Source organism: Flavobacterium sp. TAB 87 (assembly GCF_001529295.1).
Taxonomy (GTDB): domain Bacteria; phylum Bacteroidota; class Bacteroidia; order Flavobacteriales; family Flavobacteriaceae; genus Flavobacterium.
In genome coordinates, this window is sequence record NZ_LLWK01000038.1 from 639,969 (window position 1) to 658,477 (window position 18,509).

The window sequence follows — 18,509 nt, forward strand, 5'->3', positions numbered from 1 at the left end:
AAAACTTTTATTCTAACATAAATTCTTATTTTTGTTATAACTCATAAAATCAAACTAATGAACAAATTACTAATTGCTATGGCTGTAACAGCAACCACTGCTGCTTTTGGACAGAATCAAAAAGGCGGCTCAATTTCTTATCCTGAAAGTAAAAAAGGAACAACGGTTGATACTTATTTTGACGTAAAAGTTGCCGATCCGTACCGTTGGCTTGAAGACGATCGATCGGTAGAAACAGAAGCTTGGGTAAAAGCACAGAACAAAGTTACATACGATTATTTAGATCAAATTCCGTTTCGTGATGCATTGAAAAAGCGAATGGAGCAATTGTGGAATTACGAAAAAATTGGTGCGCCATCAATCGAGGGCAAAGCAACGTATTATTATAAAAATAACGGTTTACAAAATCAGTCGGTTTTGTATAAGAAAGGAAAAGACGGTAAAGATGTGGTTTTTTTAGATGCCAATACTTTTTCTAAAGATGGAACTACTTCTTTAGGCGGTGTTGATTTCTCTAAAGACGGATCCAAAGTAGCTTACGCAATTTCTGAAGGCGGTAGCGACTGGAGAAAAGTAATTATTATGGATGCCGTTTCTCATAAAATATTAGAAGATACTATTACAGATGTAAAATTTAGTGGTGTTTCGTGGAAAGGGAATGAAGGATTTTACTATTCTAGTTATGATAAGCCAGAGGGAAGTCAGCTGTCTGCTAAAACAGACCAACACAAATTGTATTTTCATAAATTAGGAACCGCTCAGAAAGACGATACTCTTATTTTTGGGTTGAAAGAAAAAAGAAGATATGTAGGCGGCTATGTTACCGAAGACGATCGTTATTTAGTCATTTCTGCAGCAAACGCTACTTATGGTAATGAATTGTATATTCAAGATTTAAAGACACCAAATAGCCCTATTGTAACGATAGTTGATAATTTTAATAGTAGCAGTAGAATTATTGATAACGTAGGAACTAAATTGTTTATTGAAACGGATTTGAACGCTCCTAACCAAAAAATTGTAACAGTTGATGTTCAAAATCCAAAACCAGAAAACTGGAAAGAGTTTATTAAAGAAACCGAAAATGTATTGACTCCAACTACGGGTGGTGGCTATATTTTTGCTAATTACATGAAAGATGCTGTTTCGTTTGTGCAACAATACGATTATAGCGGGAAACTAGTTCGCGAGATTAAGTTGCCAGCACTAGGAACTGCAGGTGGTTTTGGAGGTAAAAAAGAAGAGAAATTATTGTATTACTCTTTCGCAAATTATATAACTCCAGGGACTATTTATTCATTCGATCCAAAATCGGGTAAGTCAAGTATTTATCAACAACCAAAAGTCGATTTCAAGAGTGAAAATTACGAGTCTAAACAAGTTTTTTATACCTCAAAAGACGGAACGAAAGTACCGATGATGATTACTTATAAAAAAGGATTAAAATTAAATGGTCAAAACCCAACTATTTTATACGGTTACGGAGGATTCAACATCAGTTTAACACCGAGTTTTAGTATTGCAAATGCGGTTTGGTTAGAAAATGGAGGTGTATATGCGGTGCCAAATTTACGTGGTGGTGGTGAATATGGTAAAAAATGGCACGATGCTGGAACAAAAATGGAAAAACAAAATGTATTTGATGATTTCATCGCTGCAGGAGAATATTTAATTGCACAAAAATACACGTCAAGTGATTTTTTAGCGGTTAGAGGTGGTTCAAACGGAGGCTTGTTAGTAGGGGCAACCATGACACAGCGTCCTGATTTGATGAAAGTTGCGTTGCCAGCGGTAGGAGTTTTAGACATGTTGCGTTACCATACCTTTACAGCAGGTGCAGGTTGGGCGTACGATTATGGAACAGCACAAGACAGTAAAGAAATGTTTGATTATCTAAAAGCCTATTCGCCTGTGCAAAATGTAAAAGCAGGAGTGCAGTATCCCGCAACAATGGTTACAACGGGAGATCATGATGATAGAGTGGTGCCAGCGCATAGTTTTAAATTTGCCGCAGAATTGCAGGACAAACAAACAGGAACTAATCCAGTTCTTATTCGCATTGATGTGAAAGCAGGACATGGTGCAGGAAAATCTGTTGCGGCTACCATTCAAGAAAATGTAGATGTGCAAGCCTTTACTTTATTTAATATGGGAGTAAAAGAATTGCCTAAAAACTAAAAAAGCGGTTGATCTAAAGGGATTATTGTGATTAAAATTACGATTGTGGAGAAGGATTCGTTATTTCATAAAATTGTATTAATTAAGCTGCTTTAGAACGAAAATTAAGTAACTTTGAGAGACAATCAATTAAAAACTATTTTTATGAAAGTACAAATTAACACAGACAAACATATAGAAGGACACGCGCGTTTAGAAGCTTATTTTTCTACAGAAATTGAAAAATCATTGTCTCGTTTCGAATCTAAAATTACTAGAATAGAAGTGCATTTAGGTGATGTAAACGGAGATAAGGCTGGAGGAAATGATAAACGTTGTCTAATTGAAGCGAGACCCGTAAATATGCAACCAATTGTTGTTACCGATACTGCAGACTCTGTAGAGAAAGCGTTTCATGTAGCAATTGATAAAATGAGAAAAACGTTAACTACAACTTTCGAAAAACAAAAAACACATTAATATCGATTCGATTTATAACAATTGAAATGGCGCTATCTTATAGCGCCATTTTGTTTTAGAGAAAGACCTCAGAAAAGGATATACTTTTTGATTAACTAAAATATTATGCCGATGAAAATTAAAATATTTACAGTTTTTACACTGCTATTTTTTGTCTCGATTACTGCTACGGCTCATAATCAAACAGCTAAGCAGCAAATTAACGAAACCATTGATGCTTGGCATAAAGCGGCTGCCGAAGCTAATTTTGATCTTTATTTTAAAATGATGACTGCTGACGCTATTTTTATTGGGACAGATGCGACCGAATACTGGAGTGTCGCTGCATTTAAAACGTTTGCGAAACCATTTTTTGATCTCGGTAAAACCTGGAGATTTACTTCGCTAGAGCGAAATGTGTATGTTTCGAAATCAGGAGAGACGGCTTGGTTTGATGAATTATTAGATACGCAAATGAAAATTTGTCGAGGTTCTGGTGTTCTTGTAAAAGTGGGTGAGCTATGGAAAATTCAGCATTATGTTTTGTCAATGACTATTCCTAACGATAATGTGAAAGCTGTTGTGGCTATAAAAACGACTCTAGAGAATTTAGTTACAGAAAGCATTAAGTCTCAAAAATAAAATAAAACCTGTAATATTAGTGATGATTAAATAGCAGGATTCAATTTGTTTTCTTTGTTTTTAAGCTCCCTTTTTCTCATTTTTAAATTCGCGTGACGTCGGTTCGTTTATATTGCTTAATTTTGCGCAAATATTTGTAAAAAGTGGGGAGTAAAAATAAATTAAAGCGATTCAGAGAAAACGAGACATTTACTAACGTTTTTCAGCCAAGTAGAGAAGAAGTTGTTGGTAATGAATTTTCACTTCGAGGAAAATGGAATTCAGATTTTTTTAAAAATGACAATCCAATTATAATTGAATTGGGCTGTGGAAAAGGAGAATATTCGGTAGGATTGGCTGAACGTTATCCAAATAAAAATTTCGTAGGTATTGACATTAAAGGCGCGCGTTTTTGGCGTGGTGCAAAAACTGCTGTTGATACAGGTTTGAATAATGTTGCTTTTGTTCGAACTCAAATCGAACTCATCAATCATATTTTTGCAGAAAATGAAGTGGATGAAATTTGGATTACTTTTCCAGATCCACAAATCAAATACAAACGTACCAAACACCGTATGACCAATTCGGAGTTTTTAAAATTATATACAAAAATCCTTAAAAAAGACGGAGTTGTAAACTTAAAGACGGATAGTGAATTCATGCACGGATACACACTTGGTCTTTTGCACGGCGAAGGTCATGAGGTTTTATACGCCAATCACAATGTATACGTAAACGAAGGAAGTCCAGAGGAAGTTACTGCTTTTCAGACGTTTTACGAAAAACAATATTTAGAAATAAACAAAGCGATTACGTATATTCGTTTTAAAATCAAGATGTAACTCTTTCAATTAATCTGCGAAACGGCTTCTATGACGCTTTTAGTTCCTTTGTTTTTAGGTTTTATAACTGCTTTTATTGGTATTATTCCGCCGGGATTAATCAATATGACAGCAGCGAAAGTGAATTTAAAAGAAGGTAATAAAAATGCTGTTTCTTTTGTTTTAGGAGCGGTTTTAGTCATTACTTTTCAAGTGTCGCTTGCTATTTTTTTTGCTAGATCTATTAATGCTAGACCAGATTTGGTAATTTTATTGCGCGAAATCGGATTTGTTATTTTTACTATGTTAACGATTTACTTTCTGGGAATCGCAAAAAAGCCGAAATTAAAAGAATCTAAAAACAATCATCGATCTAAAAAAAGACGTTTCTTCTTAGGAATGCTGCTTTCAGCGCTAAATTTCTTTCCAATACCTTATTATGTGTTTGTTAGTATCACCTTAGCTTCTTACCATCTTATTTCTTTCGAAACCAATTACATTACTATTTTTGTTAGCGGTGCCGTTTTAGGTTCGTTTGTAGCTTTTTATACTTATATTTTTTTGTTTCGCAAAATTGAAAAAAAAACAGACTCTATTTTAGAAAACATGAACATTATCATCGGCACAATAACTGGAGTGGTGGCATTTTTGACCTTAATCAATATTGCGAAATACTATTTCGAATAAGTCTAAAATTGTAGCAATGGAAAGCGAAAGTTTTTTTGAACGTGTGTATACCATCACCAAATTAATTCCGTACGGGAGAGTGAGTTCTTTTGGTGCGATTGCCAAAGCATTAGGAACAGCACGATCTGCACGAATGGTCGGTTGGGCGCTTAATGCATCGCACAACCGCGAAGACGTGCCTGCGCACCGTGTGGTGAATAGGAACGGACTACTCACCGGAAAAATGCACTTTGATGGAACCAATTTAATGCAACAATTATTAGAAAGTGAAGGAGTGGAAGTTACCGATAATCAAGTGGTGGACTTTAAATTACTTTTCTGGCAACCAGAAATAAAATCGGACTACTAAATAATTAGTAATCCGATTTTGTTAAGAACTGGAGGTCTTCTAAATTTCTTCCTCGTTATATAATAATTTGTACAAACGCTGATCGCGGTCGTAAATATCTGAGAAAAAATTAATTTCACCATTGTCGCTTACCCAAGAGGTAAAGTATCCAATATAAATTGGTACTGTTTTTTCCATTATATACGGTATTTCCTCTATACCGCCCATCGCTTCATTTACTTTTTCAACCGACCATTTTGGATCATTTTCCAACATTTTTTCAGCCAGTTCTTTTGCTTTTTCAACATTAATGCACCCGTGGCTAAAAGTTCTACTTTCCAAAGCAAACAAGCTCTTTTTAGGGGTGTCGTGCATGTAAATATCATTTGGATTAGGGAATAAAAACTTGACTAATCCTAGAGAATTATCAGGTCCAGGTTTCTGTCTGTAGATTCCTTTTTTTACCTCAATATTTTGTTTTTCTAAATATTCGGGATCTTGTGATGCTTTAAACTTCAGTTCATTTTCTATAATACTTTTCGGAATGTACCAATACGGACTAAAGACAATTCGATCGATGTTTCCACTAAAAATAACAGTTTCATTCATTCTAGTTCCAACAAAAACATTCGATTCGAGCTCGCGTTTTCCATCTTTTATATAACTCAATTTGAATGACGGAATATTGATCATTACATATTGTTCTTGTTTCTCTAAAGTAGGCGGAATCCATCTGCAACGTTCCATGTTGATCATTATGGTCTCAATCAATTTTTCAATTGGAGTATTTAATAATCGAATATGTTCCGGTGTAATTTTGTAATTCAAGGTGAGTCCGTTTCTTTTTTTATAATTTAAAACGCCAGCCATCATTTCTTCATCGTATAAATTCTTTTTAGAATCTTCTTTTAAATCGCCAAGAATATACAAGCGGTGGCGAACTTGTGCAAGTGTAGTAGCACTGTCAAAAGGTTTATAGTCTTTGTAAATGCTATCGGTATGTATGGGCTGCCAGTCTTTCTTCTTTTCAATGGCTTTATATTTTTTTAAAGCTTCTTCTAGTTTGTAATATTGACTGAATAAAACATTGTTATTTTCATTAAGTAAGTTAGGCTGAACTAATAACGAATCTAGTATTTTCTCATAAGAAATCTCTTTTTTTGGTAAGTACCAACCCAACTCTTTTACCTTTTTTTCATCAAGACCGTCGTACACTTTGTCGGCATAGTAAATGTACATGCACGTCAACAAAATTTCAGCATTCATTTTGGATGGTTTCTGTGCAGCGGTTTCATTAAAAATTTGATCAATTTCTTCTTTATACGGAATCTTAGATTTTAATCCAAATTCATTCTGCATCGACTGAAATTTGGCATATAGTAAATGGCCCAATTCGTCAATACTTCTATCATCGTACCAAATGGTGCTGTAATTTCTGGCCGTGTACAAATTCTCGGTAATACTTCTGTATTTTTTAAATTTTGGATATTTTTTAAAAAATGTATCAAAACCAGTAACTGTGACATAAAATACAGAATCTCTTTTGATTTTGTTCTCAGTAGAGAATTCATTAAGTAAATAACTCGTATTTCTATTCTCGGCTTTAATAGGTGTCAATAAGAATAATGACAGTACAAATGCCATTGCAAAAGTAATATTTTTCATGTTTTTCATTTTAGAGTTAGACTGTAGGTTCTGTGTTAATTTGGGGCTCTAAAAATCTTTCCTGCAATATTTAAATAAAAGTACTACTATATTGCTTTATAAGCAATAATTTAAGGTGTTTTAATTGCTTAATTTTCAAGTAATTGAATGTTTTTGTTTCGGCATTTTAATTGTGTAAACCAGCGCTGAAATTGTATAAAAAGAGTAAAGAATTTTCGTTATTTTATAGTGAGTCATTTTTAACTATGCATTTTTCGTGCCTAAAACGACTTTAAAAGAGGATGATTTGGTCTTTTATTTCTTTTCTAATGTATAAATCCAACTTAAAAGCAATATAAATAACAACGGAAAACCGTATCTTTACAATCTTAAAATAATTCAATTAAATATAATTTGAGTGTTAGAGCTCAATCCAAAAATGTATCTGAAATGAAATTAGATAGAAAAGAAATCCTTAAAGCTTTAGAGCGTATTACAGTTGCAGGCGAAGGTAAAAATATGGTCGAAAGTGGCGCCGTTACTAATGTGGTCACTTTTGGAGATGAGGTTGTTGTAGATTTGCTTTTGCATACTCCAGCGATGCACATTAAAAAACGTGCAGAAGACGACATAAAGAAAACAATTGCTGAGTTTATTAACGCTGATGCGAAAGTAAAAGTGAATATTAAAATTGAAGCTTCAGATAAACCAGAAATTAAAGGAAAAGCAATTCCAGGGATAAAAAATATTATTGCTGTTGCTTCTGGTAAAGGTGGAGTAGGAAAATCTACTGTAACAGCAAATTTAGCGGTTACATTGGCTAAAATGGGTTTTGCAGTTGGAGTTTTAGACGCGGATATTTATGGGCCATCCATGCCAATGATGTTCGACGTGGAGAGTGAAAAACCGATTTCTATTCAAATAGACGGCAGATCAAAAATGAAGCCTATTGAGAGCTTTGAAGTTAAAATACTTTCTATTGGATTCTTTACGTCGCCAAGTCAAGCGGTAATCTGGAGAGGACCGATGGCTTCTAAAGCACTAAATCAAATGATATTTGATGCAGATTGGGGAGAATTAGATTTCATGCTAATCGATTTACCTCCAGGTACAGGAGACATTCATCTGTCAATCATGCAATCTTTGCCTATTACTGGTGCTGTAGTGGTTAGTACACCTCAAGCTGTTGCCTTGGCAGATGCTAAAAAAGGAGTAGCAATGTTTATGCAAGATACCATCAATGTTCCTGTTTTAGGAATCATCGAAAATATGGCTTACTTTACACCTGAAGAATTACCAGAAAATAAATATTATATTTTTGGAAAAGAAGGAGCTAGAAATTTAGCTGCAGATTTAGAGGTTCCGTTTTTGGGTGAAGTTCCTATTGTACAATCTATTCGTGAAGCGGGCGATTACGGTCGACCAGCAGCTTTACAAACGGGTTCAGTAATTGAAACGGTGTTTGAAAATATTACGCGTAATGTGGTGCAAGAGGTGGTGAGCAGAAACGAAAGTCTTCCTGCAACCGAGGCGATTAAAATAACTACAATGGCAGGTTGTTCTGCAGTAAAAAAATAATAGGTTGATGCGCAACTCGTATTAAAATCTTTTTAAGAGTTGCGTTTAATAGAAATGATAAATTATGACAACAGAAGAAATAACTGCTAATGTTTTAAAGGCACTCGAAGAAATTAGACCATTTCTGAATTCAGATGGAGGTGATATTTCGTTTGTTTCAATTGAAGATGATAAGCACGTAAAAGTGCGTTTGGAAGGCGCTTGCATTAGTTGCAGTGTCAACCAAATGACTTTGAAAGCAGGTGTGGAAACTACCATTAAAAAATATGCACCGCAGGTAGAAACCGTGGTTAATGTTTTTTAAATTGAATTAAATTAGTACAGAGGTATATTGTTTTTCTTCAAAAGAATATGCTATCATACTGCTTTTTAGTATTTTTTTTGCCTTTCTGTTCTTTTTTTTATTAAAATCGAATAAAAGTCATTAAATAATTGTGAAAATAGATTGGGGTTCTTGTTATCAAATCGTTAAATTTGGCCACTAACCCCAAAACCTATTTCATTATGAATAATTTTTACAAAATAATAGTCGCAGTACTTTTTACGACTATATGTTATGGCCAAAGGACAGCCGAAAACCTATATGTTGATAAAGCATGGGTTACTACTGGCGAGGAGTGGTCAAGCTTTCGATATCAAGGTCAAATTGTTGTTTCTACAACAGCAGAAGAAGGAAATGCAAGAATAACCAACTACGATTTTCTTAGAGACTTATGTGATAGCAGAGCTAATTTCTCAGACAAAGCTACTTATACCAGTGCTACATTTGAAAATAAACGAAAAGTTAGTTCGCAAACTGATAAAAAAGGAATTGTAAGCAGTACTTACGAGGGTGTTTTGATTTTTCAATCAGGTAGCGATTATTATTCGACTTTTATAGTCCTTACTTTCTTAGAAAAAGGATACGTTGTAGGGCTAAAAGTGAAAGAGAAAAACAATAATAAAGAATATGCTTTTAGTTTCAAACCAAATAATAGCTAGTTTTTAAAAGTTAGCGTATTTTTGCATCCATAGAATTTTACAGAATATTTAAAATAATTATTTGGAATGGACGTACTTATAAAGATTAAAGACCGTGAAGGTGTTGTGCATGAATTGCAAGCGCCGACAGATATGGCTATGAATATAATGGAATTGTGTAAAGCTTATGAGCTTCCTGTTGAAGGAACTTGTGGCGGAATGGCCATGTGTGCATCTTGTCAATGTTATGTCTTGAATGATGTGGCTTTACCAGAAAAAGGAGATGATGAAGAAGCGATGTTGTCTGAGGCATTTTATGTAAAATCAAATAGCCGATTGGGGTGTCAAATACCAATTACCGAATACTTAGAAGGTTTAGAGTTAGAACTAGCTCCAGAATATTAGTAAAAAGCGAGATTTAATCTCGCTTTTTTAATTTTGTAATGCTTTTATAATTTCTGGATACATGCGATCTATAAATAAGCTATATGCCTGTTGAGAAGGATGCAGTCCGTCTGTAGCGACTAGATTAGGTTCATTTAATCCATTTCTAGTAATGTCAGTTATGTTTACAAAGGCAATCTTGTTTGCTTCGCAATATTGCTTCGCAAAAGTGTTGTATTGATCAATTTCTTTAGAAATCTTACTTTGATTTTGTGAAATTTCACCTTGTTTGGTGTACGCGTAATCCGGTATAGAAATAACCACAACATGCGACTTTACACCTTTGGCTAATGCAATTGACCTGCTGACCAACTTTGGGAATTCCTCTTGGTATATAGCAAAGTCTTGTCCTTGATATTGGTTATTAACTCCGATTAGTAAAGTAACTAAATCGAAATTATTTTCTAAATTTTCAGCTTGTATTGCTTGTAATAAATTAGTAGTCGTCCACCCTGTTTTTGCAATTATTTGTAGGGGAAAGTTAGTGCCAATAAAAGAATTCGATAAATTACTCTTTAGTTGCTCTGGAAATCGGCACGCTTCGCATACGCTTTGGCCAATAGTATAGCTGTCTCCCAAGGCCAAGTATGAAATGGTTTTGCCAGTTAAATTAGTTGGTGGTTGTATTGTTTGCACTGGAGTCGTGACTTCTGTGTCATTTGAACTGCAGCCAAAAGAGAGTGTGCTTAGCGAAAAAACAAGTAAAGTAAGTAGGCGTAGTTTCATAGTTTAGTGATTTATACTAATAATTACGTAGAAAAGTTAATGATGGTTTTAAACCAGTTCGCTTTTCATTAAAATGTGTTCTTCAATCGCTGCCAATAATTCCAGTTGTTTTTCTACAGCGAGAACGGCAATTTCTTGTACCTCATTCCACTTGAGCACATCGTTGCCACACAAGTCAGTTAGTATTTGAGTCAGATCTGCCTCCAATTGAGTATTGTCTATTATATTATTTGTTTCGAAATGGGAAACCAATGGAGCTAATTTAGTTACAGGATTGTTAAGCTGAAATCGTTTTGTTGTTGCTATTAATCCAGTCGGATAAAGATTAATCCTTCCAAAAAGTAAAGCTGCTGCAATCTCGTGTGTTTTTCCTTCTTCAATAACTCTAAAAGTAAAATCCAATAGAGATTTAATACTGGGATGCAAGTTACTTCGTTTAATTGCAACAAAGATATTGTGTAGCGATTGTACTTCAGATAAGAAATGATTGATTCCAGTAGTGTCCGCATTGCAACAGTCCATGGCTTTAACATAGCTTTCGTAATGACTCATGCCTAGTTCGTTGCCGCTATAATTGCTTTCTTCGGCTAATACCATTTTGTTTATTAGATAGCGAACTTGGGTATTTTCTGTGGGAAACCAAGGTGTTGTTGCGCACGTAAGTTTTGTTTGTAAGGCCTTTAGTAATGACATGAAGTCCCACGCCGCATAGATATGATGTTCTACAAAGCACTGTAAATCTTCCAGCTGTTGTATTTTGCCAAATGCGCTGTGGCTTTCTAAAAGTGCTTTTTGAGTCTGAATGCTGTTGTTTATGGCTTCAATATTCATAGGTTGGGTTTTTTGTAAATATAAAAAAGCTTCTCATTTTGGAGAAGCTTTTAGTATCGAATTTTTATATGATGGTATAGTTGCTACTTGAAGGCTGGAATTCCCGTAATGTCCATCCCTGTAATTAGTAAATGAATGTCATGTGTTCCTTCATACGTAATTACGCTTTCTAAATTCATCATGTGTCGCATGATGGAGTAGTCTCCAATAATTCCCATCGCGCCTAAAATCTGTCGCGCTTCTCTTGCAATTTGAATTGCCATGTTAACATTGTTCCTTTTTGCCATTGAAATTTGTGCTGTTGTTGCTCGATTTTCGTTTTTTAATACGCCTAATCTCCAAGTAAGCAGTTGTGCTTTGGTGATTTCAGTAATCATTTCGGCCAACTTTTTCTGCTGCAATTGGGTACCCGCAATTGGTTTGTCAAATTGAATTCGCTCTTTGGCATAGCGCAAAGCCGTATCGTAGCAATCCATTGCTGCTCCAATCGCTCCCCAAGCAATTCCGTATCTTGCTGAATCCAAGCAGCCGAGCGGTGCGCCAAGTCCCGATTTATTCGGCAATATATTTTCTTTTGGAATTTTTACATTATCAAAAATCAACTCTCCTGTGGATGACGCACGAAGCGACCATTTGTTGTGTGTTTCTGGCGTGGTGAAACCTTCCATTCCACGTTCGGCAATTAAACCATGAATTCTACCCGATTCATCTTTTGCCCAAACTACAGCAATATCAGCAAATGGAGCGTTAGAAATCCACATTTTTGCACCATTTAAAACAAAATGTGTTCCCGCATCTTTAAAATTAGTAAGCATGCTGCCAGGATCAGAACCATAATTAGGTTCGGTCAATCCAAAACAGCCGATTAGTTCACCGGTTGCCAATTTAGGTAAATATTTTTTTCGTTGCTCTTCGTTGCCGTACTTCCAAATTGGATACATTACTAAAGAAGACTGTACAGATGCAGTAGAGCGAATACCAGAATCTCCGCGTTCGATTTCTTGCATAATTAGACCATAGGAAATTTGATCCAGTCCAGCGCCTCCGTATTCTTGCGGAATATAAGGGCCAAATCCACCAATTTCACCTAAACCTTTAATAATTTGTTTAGGAAATTCTGCTTTTTGAGCAAATTCTTCGATAATAGGAGAAACTTCTCTCTTTACCCAAGAACGTGTGGAGTCGCGAACCAATTTGTTTTCTTCGGTAAGTAAATCGTCAAGGTTGTAATAATCGGGAGCTTGAAATAGGTCTGGTTTCATGATTCTTAGTTTTCTAAAAGTAAATTTAGAAAATTAATACAACAAAAGACAGTTTGATTGTTATAAAGTAACATTATTAGGTTTGAATTTTATACCTAAAGATGATTTACATCTTTAAATAAAAATCTTTAGTCAATTCAATATATTCAGGAGTGTAATTGTGCCTTGTGATTTCGATAACCAATTCATCTAGAGGATAATTTGATTTTTCTATGCGGCTAAATGCCAGTAAACTTCGTTTAATTTCAGATGTTGGAGTTCCTCTTACTCTAGTGATTTTTGTTGGATATAATTCAAACTGAAATGCAAGAGCTATAAAACGTTGTTCTTCTTTAAAAGGAATGATAACTGCAAATATTCCGTTTTCGGATAATAATAAATCGGCAGCTTCAATTAAATCTTCAAAAGGTAATGCGTCTTCGAAACGAGCTAAATCCCGCTTCTCATCAGTAGTTTTATAATCTTCAGAATAAAAAGGTGGATTGGAAACAATTAAATCATATTCATCTTCTGGTTCTTCCATGAACTCATCTAAACCAGCATGAAAGCAAAATAGACGATCTGCCCAAGGAGAATTTTCAAAATTATCGACACATTGTTCATAAGCTTCTTCGTCAATTTCTAAGGCATCGATTTGTTGCGCGTTGCAACGTTGTGCGAGCATCAAGGCAATTAAACCAGTTCCTGCTCCAATGTCTAAAACAGAAAAATTAACGTTCTTAGTTGGCGCCCAAGAGCCCAGTAAAACGCCATCAGTCCCTACCTTCATGGCAGTTTTATCTTGCTGAATACTAAATTGTTTGAATTGAAACATGTGGAAGATAATTTATAATTAACAATTATAAATTGATAATAGTTATAAGTACATCTCAACCAATCCTTCCGGAAGGTTCATGATTACTTTTTTGTTTTCACGATCAATTTTTACTAAGAACTGGTCAATCATCGGAATTAAAATTTCAACTTCACCATTCAAAACCTCAAATAAAGGTTGTGCAGAAGTATCATTAACACCCACAATTTTACCAAAAACACCAAGACGTTGATCTTCGATTTCAAAGTCAATAACTTCGTGAAAATAAAATTTGTTACCAGTAAGTTTGGGTAACGTAGTTAATGGAAGATAAACAGCGTTGTTCAGTAAGCCATCGGCTTCTTCTTCGGTAGTTAGATCTTCAAAGCGAACGCGTAAAAAATCGTTTTTATGTAATGAGCTATTTTCAATAAAAAAAGGAACCAAGTGTTTGTTGCATTCAACAAACACTGATTCCAAGTTTTCGTATAACTCTGGTTCGTCTGTGTCTAAATAGATCAGAACTTCCCCTTTGAAACTAAATTTTTTAGCGATTTTACCTAAATAGAAACAATCTTCTTTACGCATAGCCGCTTTTAAAATTATGCTTCTTTTTCTTCGTTATTTTCTTCAGCAGCTGGAGCTTCTTCAGCTTCAACTTCAGCAACTTCCTCTGCAGGAGTTGCAGCAGCAATAGCATCTGCGTCAGCTTGAGCAGCAGCAGCGATACGTTTTGCATTTACATCTTGTTCTGCTTTAAAAGCTTTAGCTTTAGCATCAGCTTGCGCTTTTGTTAAACCGTCTTTCTTAGCATCTACTTTACCAGTTTTAGATTCTAACCAAGTAGCTAATTTTGCTTCAGCTTGTTCTTGAGTTAAAGCACCTTTACGAACTCCTCCATCAAGGTGGTGTTTCAATAAAGCACCTTTGTAAGAAAGAATAGCCTTAGCTGTATCAGTAGGTTGTGCACCATTGTGCAACCATTTTACTGCACTATCAAGATCTAAATCGATAGTTGCAGGATTTGTGTTTGGATTGTAAGTACCGATTTTCTCTAAGTATTTACCATCTCTTTTTGAGCGAGCATCAGCTGCTACAACCCAGTAAAAAGGTTTTCCTTTTTTACCGTGTCTTTGTAATCTAATTTTTACTGACATAATCTTATGATTAAATTTTGAGGTACTCGACCTCTGTTAATTAAGGGTGCAAAGATATAATTTAATTCTGAATTGATAGTTAGTTTGCTCTTTTAAAATATTTGAGTTTTATTTAAGACTTTCTATTCTTTCGTTTTTCAGTAAAAGTTCTAGTTTTGCTGAGGGAATACGTAGTAATTTATAAAGCATAACTTCCTTAAAATTGTGAAAGCAGCTTGCAATAAAGGAGGATATTTATAGTTCGTTAATGAATAGAATAAAAATACAAGCATGAAAAAATATTTGTTAACCGTTACGCTTCTCTTCTTGCTTGCCTCCTGCGAACAAAATATTAAATTTAATAATCCCGCTTTTCAAGGTTTAAAAGACAAGCAGTTTTGGCGCGCCACCAATTTTAATGCAACTTTAAATGACAGTGAAGAACTTGTAATAGAGGGATCTTTAGGATATGAAAAAATGCAATTGAATTTAAACTCAATTGAATTGGGGACTTATGTTTTAGGAGAAGGTGCTGCCGTTTTTGCGGAGTTTAGTACTTCTGAAAAAGAAAAAGAGATGTTTTACACCACTGCAGCGGCTTTGGCAAGTGGTAAAATTGTGATTACTAATTATGACTTGGTGCAGCAAACGATTTCGGGAACTTTTATATTCTACGCTTTAGCGCAGAATATTGACGTACCAGAAGAAGCAAAAGCGGTTCATTTACAGTTCACAGAAGGTGTTTTCTATAAAGTTCCAATATCCAAAGCTGCTGATAATCAGAATTGAGGGTTTGATTTTTAACTTTGGACGCTACACAAGTGCTTTTGGTTTTAAAGTGATAATAAAAACATAAATAATCTAATATATAGTAGATTACAGAAAAAATAAGATTACATTTGTTCTATTATTATAAATAAGTACATATGAACATTTTTGTTGGAAGCCTTCCATTCAGTATTGAGGAAGCAGATTTAAGAGAGTCTTTCGAGGCTTACGGAGCAGTTGATTCAGTTAAGATTATTACTGATAAATTTACTGGAAGAAGTAAAGGATTTGGTTTTGTTGAAATGTCTAATGATGACGAAGCTCAAAAAGCAATCGACGAATTGAACGGTGCTACTGTTCAAGGACGTGCAATTGTGGTTAATAAATCTGAACCGAAACCAGAAGGCGAAAGAAGAAGCTTTAACAATAACAGTCGTGGTGGAGATTCACGCGGTGGTTATGGTGGAGGAAACAGCCGTGGTGGAAATGACCGTGGTGGTAACAGAGGAGGATATTAATATTTTTTTCTAAAATATATAAAAGGCGTCAATGTAAATTGACGCCTTTTTTGTTTCCTCACTTTTCGTCCTCTCCAAAGGAGAGGTTCAAAGTAAGTTTTCTTTTTGTTTTATAGGTTGGCAACTAACCAATCTCCAACTTCGCTAGTTTTGTAAGCAGTAGCTCCTTTTGTAGCTAGATCTTCAGTAACGAAACCAGCTTCTAAAGATTTATTTACTACAGCACGAATTGCGGCAGCTTCTTCAGTTAAACCGAAAGCATCCTCAAACATCATGGCAGCTGATAAAATTGTGGCTAACGGATTAGCAATATTTAAACCAGTTGCTTGTGGGTAAGAACCGTGAATTGGCTCGTATAATGAAGTGTGTTCTCCAACAGAAGCTGACGGCATTAATCCCATTGATCCTGAAATTACCGAAGCTTCATCCGTTAAAATATCTCCAAATAAGTTTTCTGTAATTAAAACATCGTACGTATTTGGCCATTGAACCAATCGCATTGCTACGGCGTCAACAAATTCATAAGAAACTGTAACTTCAGGATAATCTTTTTCCATTTCCTGAACCGTTTCTCTCCACAAACGTGATGTTTCTAGCACGTTTGCTTTGTCAACACAACATAGTTTTTTAGAACGCGTCATTGCTAATTCAAAACCTTTTTTGGCAAGTCTTTGTACTTCAGCTCTTGTATATACGCAATTGTCGAAAGCAGTTTCTCCACCATCTCTTCTTCCTTTTTCTCCAAAGTAGATTCCACCAGTTAGTTCTCTTAAGAAAACCAAGTCAGTTCCTTCAATGCGTTCTCTTTTTAAAGGAGAGTTGTCAATTAGCGACGGGAAAGTGAAAGTTGGTCTTACATTGGCAAAAAGACCTAATTTTTTACGCATTAATAATAGTCCTTGCTCTGGGCGAACAGGTGCAGAAGGATCGTTATCGTACTTTGGGTGACCAATTGCTCCAAACAAAACAGCGTCGGCAGCCATACAGATTTCATGGGTTTCGTCTGGATAAGGCACTCCAACAGCATCAATAGCACATGCTCCAGTAAGCGCAGGTGTCCAAGTAATTTCATGGTTGAATTTTTTTGCGATAGCATCTGAAACTTTAACAGCTTCATTGATAACTTCTGGTCCGATTCCGTCTCCGGCTAAAAGAGCAATATTTAGTTTCATTATTTTATATATAAAGTTATTTATAGTTTCTAATATTCTAAGTCTTTACTTAGCAACTCAGTAATTTTTTTTAATTAATTACATTTAACATTTTCTGTGTCGCAACAATTGCTGCAACGGTTTGGTCTGAATCTAATCCGCGGGTTTTGAATTCTTTCTCATTGTGCGTCCATGTAATAATAGTTTCACACAAAGCATCCGAACTACTTCCTGGCGGAATGCGCACAGCATAATCTATTAATTTGGGTAAAGTTAAGCCTTTGCTTTTGTAGATTTTGGTAAGTGCATTCATAAACGCATCAAATTGGCCGTCGCCTTGGGCGTGTTCTTCGATGCTCTCTCCGTCCATTTTTAAACATAAAGTAGTCGAAGGACGCATTCCTTTTGAGTGAGACAACATGTAAGACTCCACAATAATTCTTTCCTGGTAAGTTTGGCTGTCCAAAACATCCGAAATAATATAAGGTAAATCTTCTTTGGTTACCGTTTCTTTTTTGTCTCCCAATTCGATAATACGTTGGGTCACTAATTTTAAATCTTCAGGATTCAATTGCAAGCCTAATTCTTGTAAATTTTTCTCGATATTGGCTTTTCCAGAAGTTTTTCCGAGTGCATATTTGCGCTTTCTTCCAAAACGTTCGGGTAGCAAATCGCTAAAATACAAGTTGTTTTTATTGTCACCGTCGGCATGAATTCCGGCAGTTTGCGTAAAAACATTGTCTCCTACAATTGGCTTGTTGGCTGGAATTCGATAACCAGTAAATGTTTCTACCAGCTTACTAACCGAATACAAAGCTGTTTCTTTGATATTGATGCTAACCTCTGGTAAGTAATCGTTAATTACCGCCACTGTACTTTCTAACGGTGCATTCCCGGCGCGTTCGCCCATTCCGTTTACCGTAACGTGCAAACCACTAATCCCGGCTTTTACTGCTTCCATAACGTTGGCAATGCTTAAATCATAGTCGTTATGTGCGTGGAAATCAAAATGAATAGTAGGGTATTTCGATGTAATTTGAGAAATAAACTCAAAAGTTTGCGACGGAATTAAGATACCAAGCGTGTCGGGAAGTAAAATTCGTTTAACGGGTTGTTTCGTTAAAAAATCCAAGTATTGAAAAACGTACTCGGGAGAATTTCGCATACCATTGCTCCAATCTTCTAGGTATACATTCGTTTCAATGTTGTTTTCTTTCGCTAATGCAATTGTTTGCGCAATTTCAGAAAAGTGTTGTTCGGGTGTTTTTTTGAGCTGATGCGTTAAGTGATTTAGTGAACCTTTGGTGAGCAAATTTTGAACTTTAGCTCCTGTTTTTTTCATCCATTCAATCGAAAGTCCGTTGTCTACAAAAGTCAACACTTCAATTCGGTTGCTGTATCCTTTTTCTTCGGCCCAAGACATGATGCCTTTTACGCCTTGAAATTCGCCTTCACTTACACGCGCCGATGCGATTTCGATGCGGTCAATATTGAGTTCTTCTAATAATAATTGGGCAATAGTTAGTTTTTCTGTAGCAGAAAAAGAGACTCCTGATGTTTGTTCTCCATCTCGAAGTGTAGTGTCCATTATTTCAATTTTTCTCATCTTTTTAGCTTTAAGCTCT

Annotated in this window: 21 protein-coding genes; 12 read left to right on the forward strand and 9 right to left on the reverse strand. The window is 35.4% G+C overall.

What is annotated here, in order from left to right:
* Positions 1-78 precede the first annotated feature (78 nt).
* From AP058_RS14875 to AP058_RS14900, 6 genes are all read left to right on the forward strand, one after another.
* Positions 79-2,178, forward strand: coding sequence for a prolyl oligopeptidase family protein (locus AP058_RS14875; protein ID WP_066313509.1), 2,100 nt, complete (start codon positions 79-81; stop codon positions 2,176-2,178).
* A 144-nt stretch (positions 2,179-2,322) separates the two neighbouring features.
* Positions 2,323-2,637 carry an HPF/RaiA family ribosome-associated protein gene (locus tag AP058_RS14880; protein WP_066312620.1) on the forward strand — a complete coding sequence of 105 codons (315 nt, stop codon included), beginning with the start codon at positions 2,323-2,325 and terminating at the stop codon, positions 2,635-2,637.
* A gap of 111 nt (positions 2,638-2,748) precedes the next feature.
* Positions 2,749-3,258, forward strand: coding sequence for a nuclear transport factor 2 family protein (locus AP058_RS14885; RefSeq protein WP_066313512.1), 510 nt, complete (start codon positions 2,749-2,751; stop codon positions 3,256-3,258).
* Between the two features lie 143 nt (positions 3,259-3,401).
* A complete protein-coding gene (gene trmB / locus AP058_RS14890) occupies positions 3,402-4,079 on the forward strand; it encodes a tRNA (guanosine(46)-N7)-methyltransferase TrmB (protein ID WP_066312629.1) in 678 nt (225 codons plus the stop codon).
* 30 nt (positions 4,080-4,109) lie between these two features.
* Entirely contained in the window at positions 4,110-4,745 is a 636-nt protein-coding gene (locus AP058_RS14895; protein ID WP_066312631.1) for a LysE family transporter, read from the forward strand.
* Positions 4,746-4,761: 16 nt separating this feature from the next.
* Positions 4,762-5,094, forward strand: coding sequence for an MGMT family protein (locus AP058_RS14900; protein ID WP_066313515.1), 333 nt, complete (start codon positions 4,762-4,764; stop codon positions 5,092-5,094).
* Between the two features lie 39 nt (positions 5,095-5,133).
* Here the strand turns inward: AP058_RS14900 and AP058_RS14905 are convergent, their stop codons facing one another.
* Entirely contained in the window at positions 5,134-6,738 is a 1,605-nt protein-coding gene (locus AP058_RS14905) for a murein L,D-transpeptidase (protein WP_066313519.1), read from the reverse strand.
* Positions 6,739-7,167: 429 nt separating this feature from the next.
* Here AP058_RS14905 and AP058_RS14910 point away from each other — a divergent pair, with 429 nt between their 5' ends.
* The 4 genes from AP058_RS14910 to AP058_RS14925 all read left to right on the forward strand — a co-directional run bounded on the left by AP058_RS14910 (position 7,168) and on the right by AP058_RS14925 (position 9,660).
* A complete protein-coding gene (locus AP058_RS14910; protein ID WP_066312633.1) occupies positions 7,168-8,295 on the forward strand; it encodes an Mrp/NBP35 family ATP-binding protein in 1,128 nt (375 codons plus the stop codon).
* 64 nt (positions 8,296-8,359) lie between these two features.
* Positions 8,360-8,599, forward strand: coding sequence for a NifU family protein (locus AP058_RS14915; RefSeq protein WP_066312635.1), 240 nt, complete (start codon positions 8,360-8,362; stop codon positions 8,597-8,599).
* A gap of 200 nt (positions 8,600-8,799) precedes the next feature.
* Positions 8,800-9,276 carry a hypothetical protein gene (locus AP058_RS14920; RefSeq protein ID WP_066312638.1) on the forward strand — a complete coding sequence of 159 codons (477 nt, stop codon included), beginning with the start codon at positions 8,800-8,802 and terminating at the stop codon, positions 9,274-9,276.
* A 66-nt stretch (positions 9,277-9,342) separates the two neighbouring features.
* Positions 9,343-9,660 carry a 2Fe-2S iron-sulfur cluster-binding protein gene (locus AP058_RS14925; RefSeq protein ID WP_066312641.1) on the forward strand — a complete coding sequence of 106 codons (318 nt, stop codon included), beginning with the start codon at positions 9,343-9,345 and terminating at the stop codon, positions 9,658-9,660.
* 27 nt (positions 9,661-9,687) lie between these two features.
* On the opposite strand, the gene AP058_RS14930 is transcribed toward AP058_RS14925, so the two are convergent.
* The 6 genes from AP058_RS14930 to AP058_RS14955 form a co-directional block, all read right to left on the reverse strand.
* The gene (locus AP058_RS14930) at positions 9,688-10,425 is read right to left on the reverse strand and encodes an SGNH/GDSL hydrolase family protein (RefSeq protein ID WP_066312643.1); all 738 of its coding nucleotides are present in this window, start codon (positions 10,423-10,425) and stop codon (positions 9,688-9,690) included.
* A 48-nt stretch (positions 10,426-10,473) separates the two neighbouring features.
* Positions 10,474-11,256, reverse strand: a complete 783-nt coding sequence (locus AP058_RS14935) for a DUF3050 domain-containing protein (RefSeq protein ID WP_066312649.1) — start codon at positions 11,254-11,256, stop codon at positions 10,474-10,476.
* Between the two features lie 83 nt (positions 11,257-11,339).
* Positions 11,340-12,518 (reverse strand): acyl-CoA dehydrogenase family protein, encoded by a 1,179-nt coding sequence (locus tag AP058_RS14940; protein WP_066312651.1) that lies wholly within the window; start codon positions 12,516-12,518, stop codon positions 11,340-11,342.
* A gap of 106 nt (positions 12,519-12,624) precedes the next feature.
* The gene (locus AP058_RS14945; protein ID WP_066312653.1) at positions 12,625-13,332 is read right to left on the reverse strand and encodes a tRNA1(Val) (adenine(37)-N6)-methyltransferase; all 708 of its coding nucleotides are present in this window, start codon (positions 13,330-13,332) and stop codon (positions 12,625-12,627) included.
* 42 nt (positions 13,333-13,374) lie between these two features.
* Complete coding sequence (gene rimM / locus AP058_RS14950; RefSeq protein ID WP_066312655.1) at positions 13,375-13,899, reverse strand: ribosome maturation factor RimM; 525 nt, start codon at positions 13,897-13,899, stop codon at positions 13,375-13,377.
* Between the two features lie 14 nt (positions 13,900-13,913).
* On the reverse strand, positions 13,914-14,468 hold the full coding sequence (locus AP058_RS14955) for a 30S ribosomal protein S16 (protein WP_066312658.1): 555 nt from the start codon (positions 14,466-14,468) through the stop codon (positions 13,914-13,916).
* 270 nt (positions 14,469-14,738) lie between these two features.
* Here AP058_RS14955 and AP058_RS14960 point away from each other — a divergent pair, with 270 nt between their 5' ends.
* Positions 14,739-15,236 (forward strand): DUF6252 family protein, encoded by a 498-nt coding sequence (locus AP058_RS14960; RefSeq protein WP_066312661.1) that lies wholly within the window; start codon positions 14,739-14,741, stop codon positions 15,234-15,236.
* 137 nt (positions 15,237-15,373) lie between these two features.
* Positions 15,374-15,733 carry an RNA-binding protein gene (locus AP058_RS14965; protein WP_066312664.1) on the forward strand — a complete coding sequence of 120 codons (360 nt, stop codon included), beginning with the start codon at positions 15,374-15,376 and terminating at the stop codon, positions 15,731-15,733.
* A gap of 110 nt (positions 15,734-15,843) precedes the next feature.
* Here AP058_RS14965 and leuB read toward each other — a convergent pair whose 3' ends face one another.
* Positions 15,844-16,905: a 3-isopropylmalate dehydrogenase gene (gene leuB, locus AP058_RS14970; protein ID WP_066312670.1), complete on the reverse strand. Its 1,062-nt coding sequence runs from the start codon at positions 16,903-16,905 to the stop codon at positions 15,844-15,846.
* Between the two features lie 70 nt (positions 16,906-16,975).
* Entirely contained in the window at positions 16,976-18,490 is a 1,515-nt protein-coding gene (locus tag AP058_RS14975; RefSeq protein ID WP_066312673.1) for an alpha-isopropylmalate synthase regulatory domain-containing protein, read from the reverse strand.
* Between the last annotated feature and the right edge of the window lie 19 nt (positions 18,491-18,509).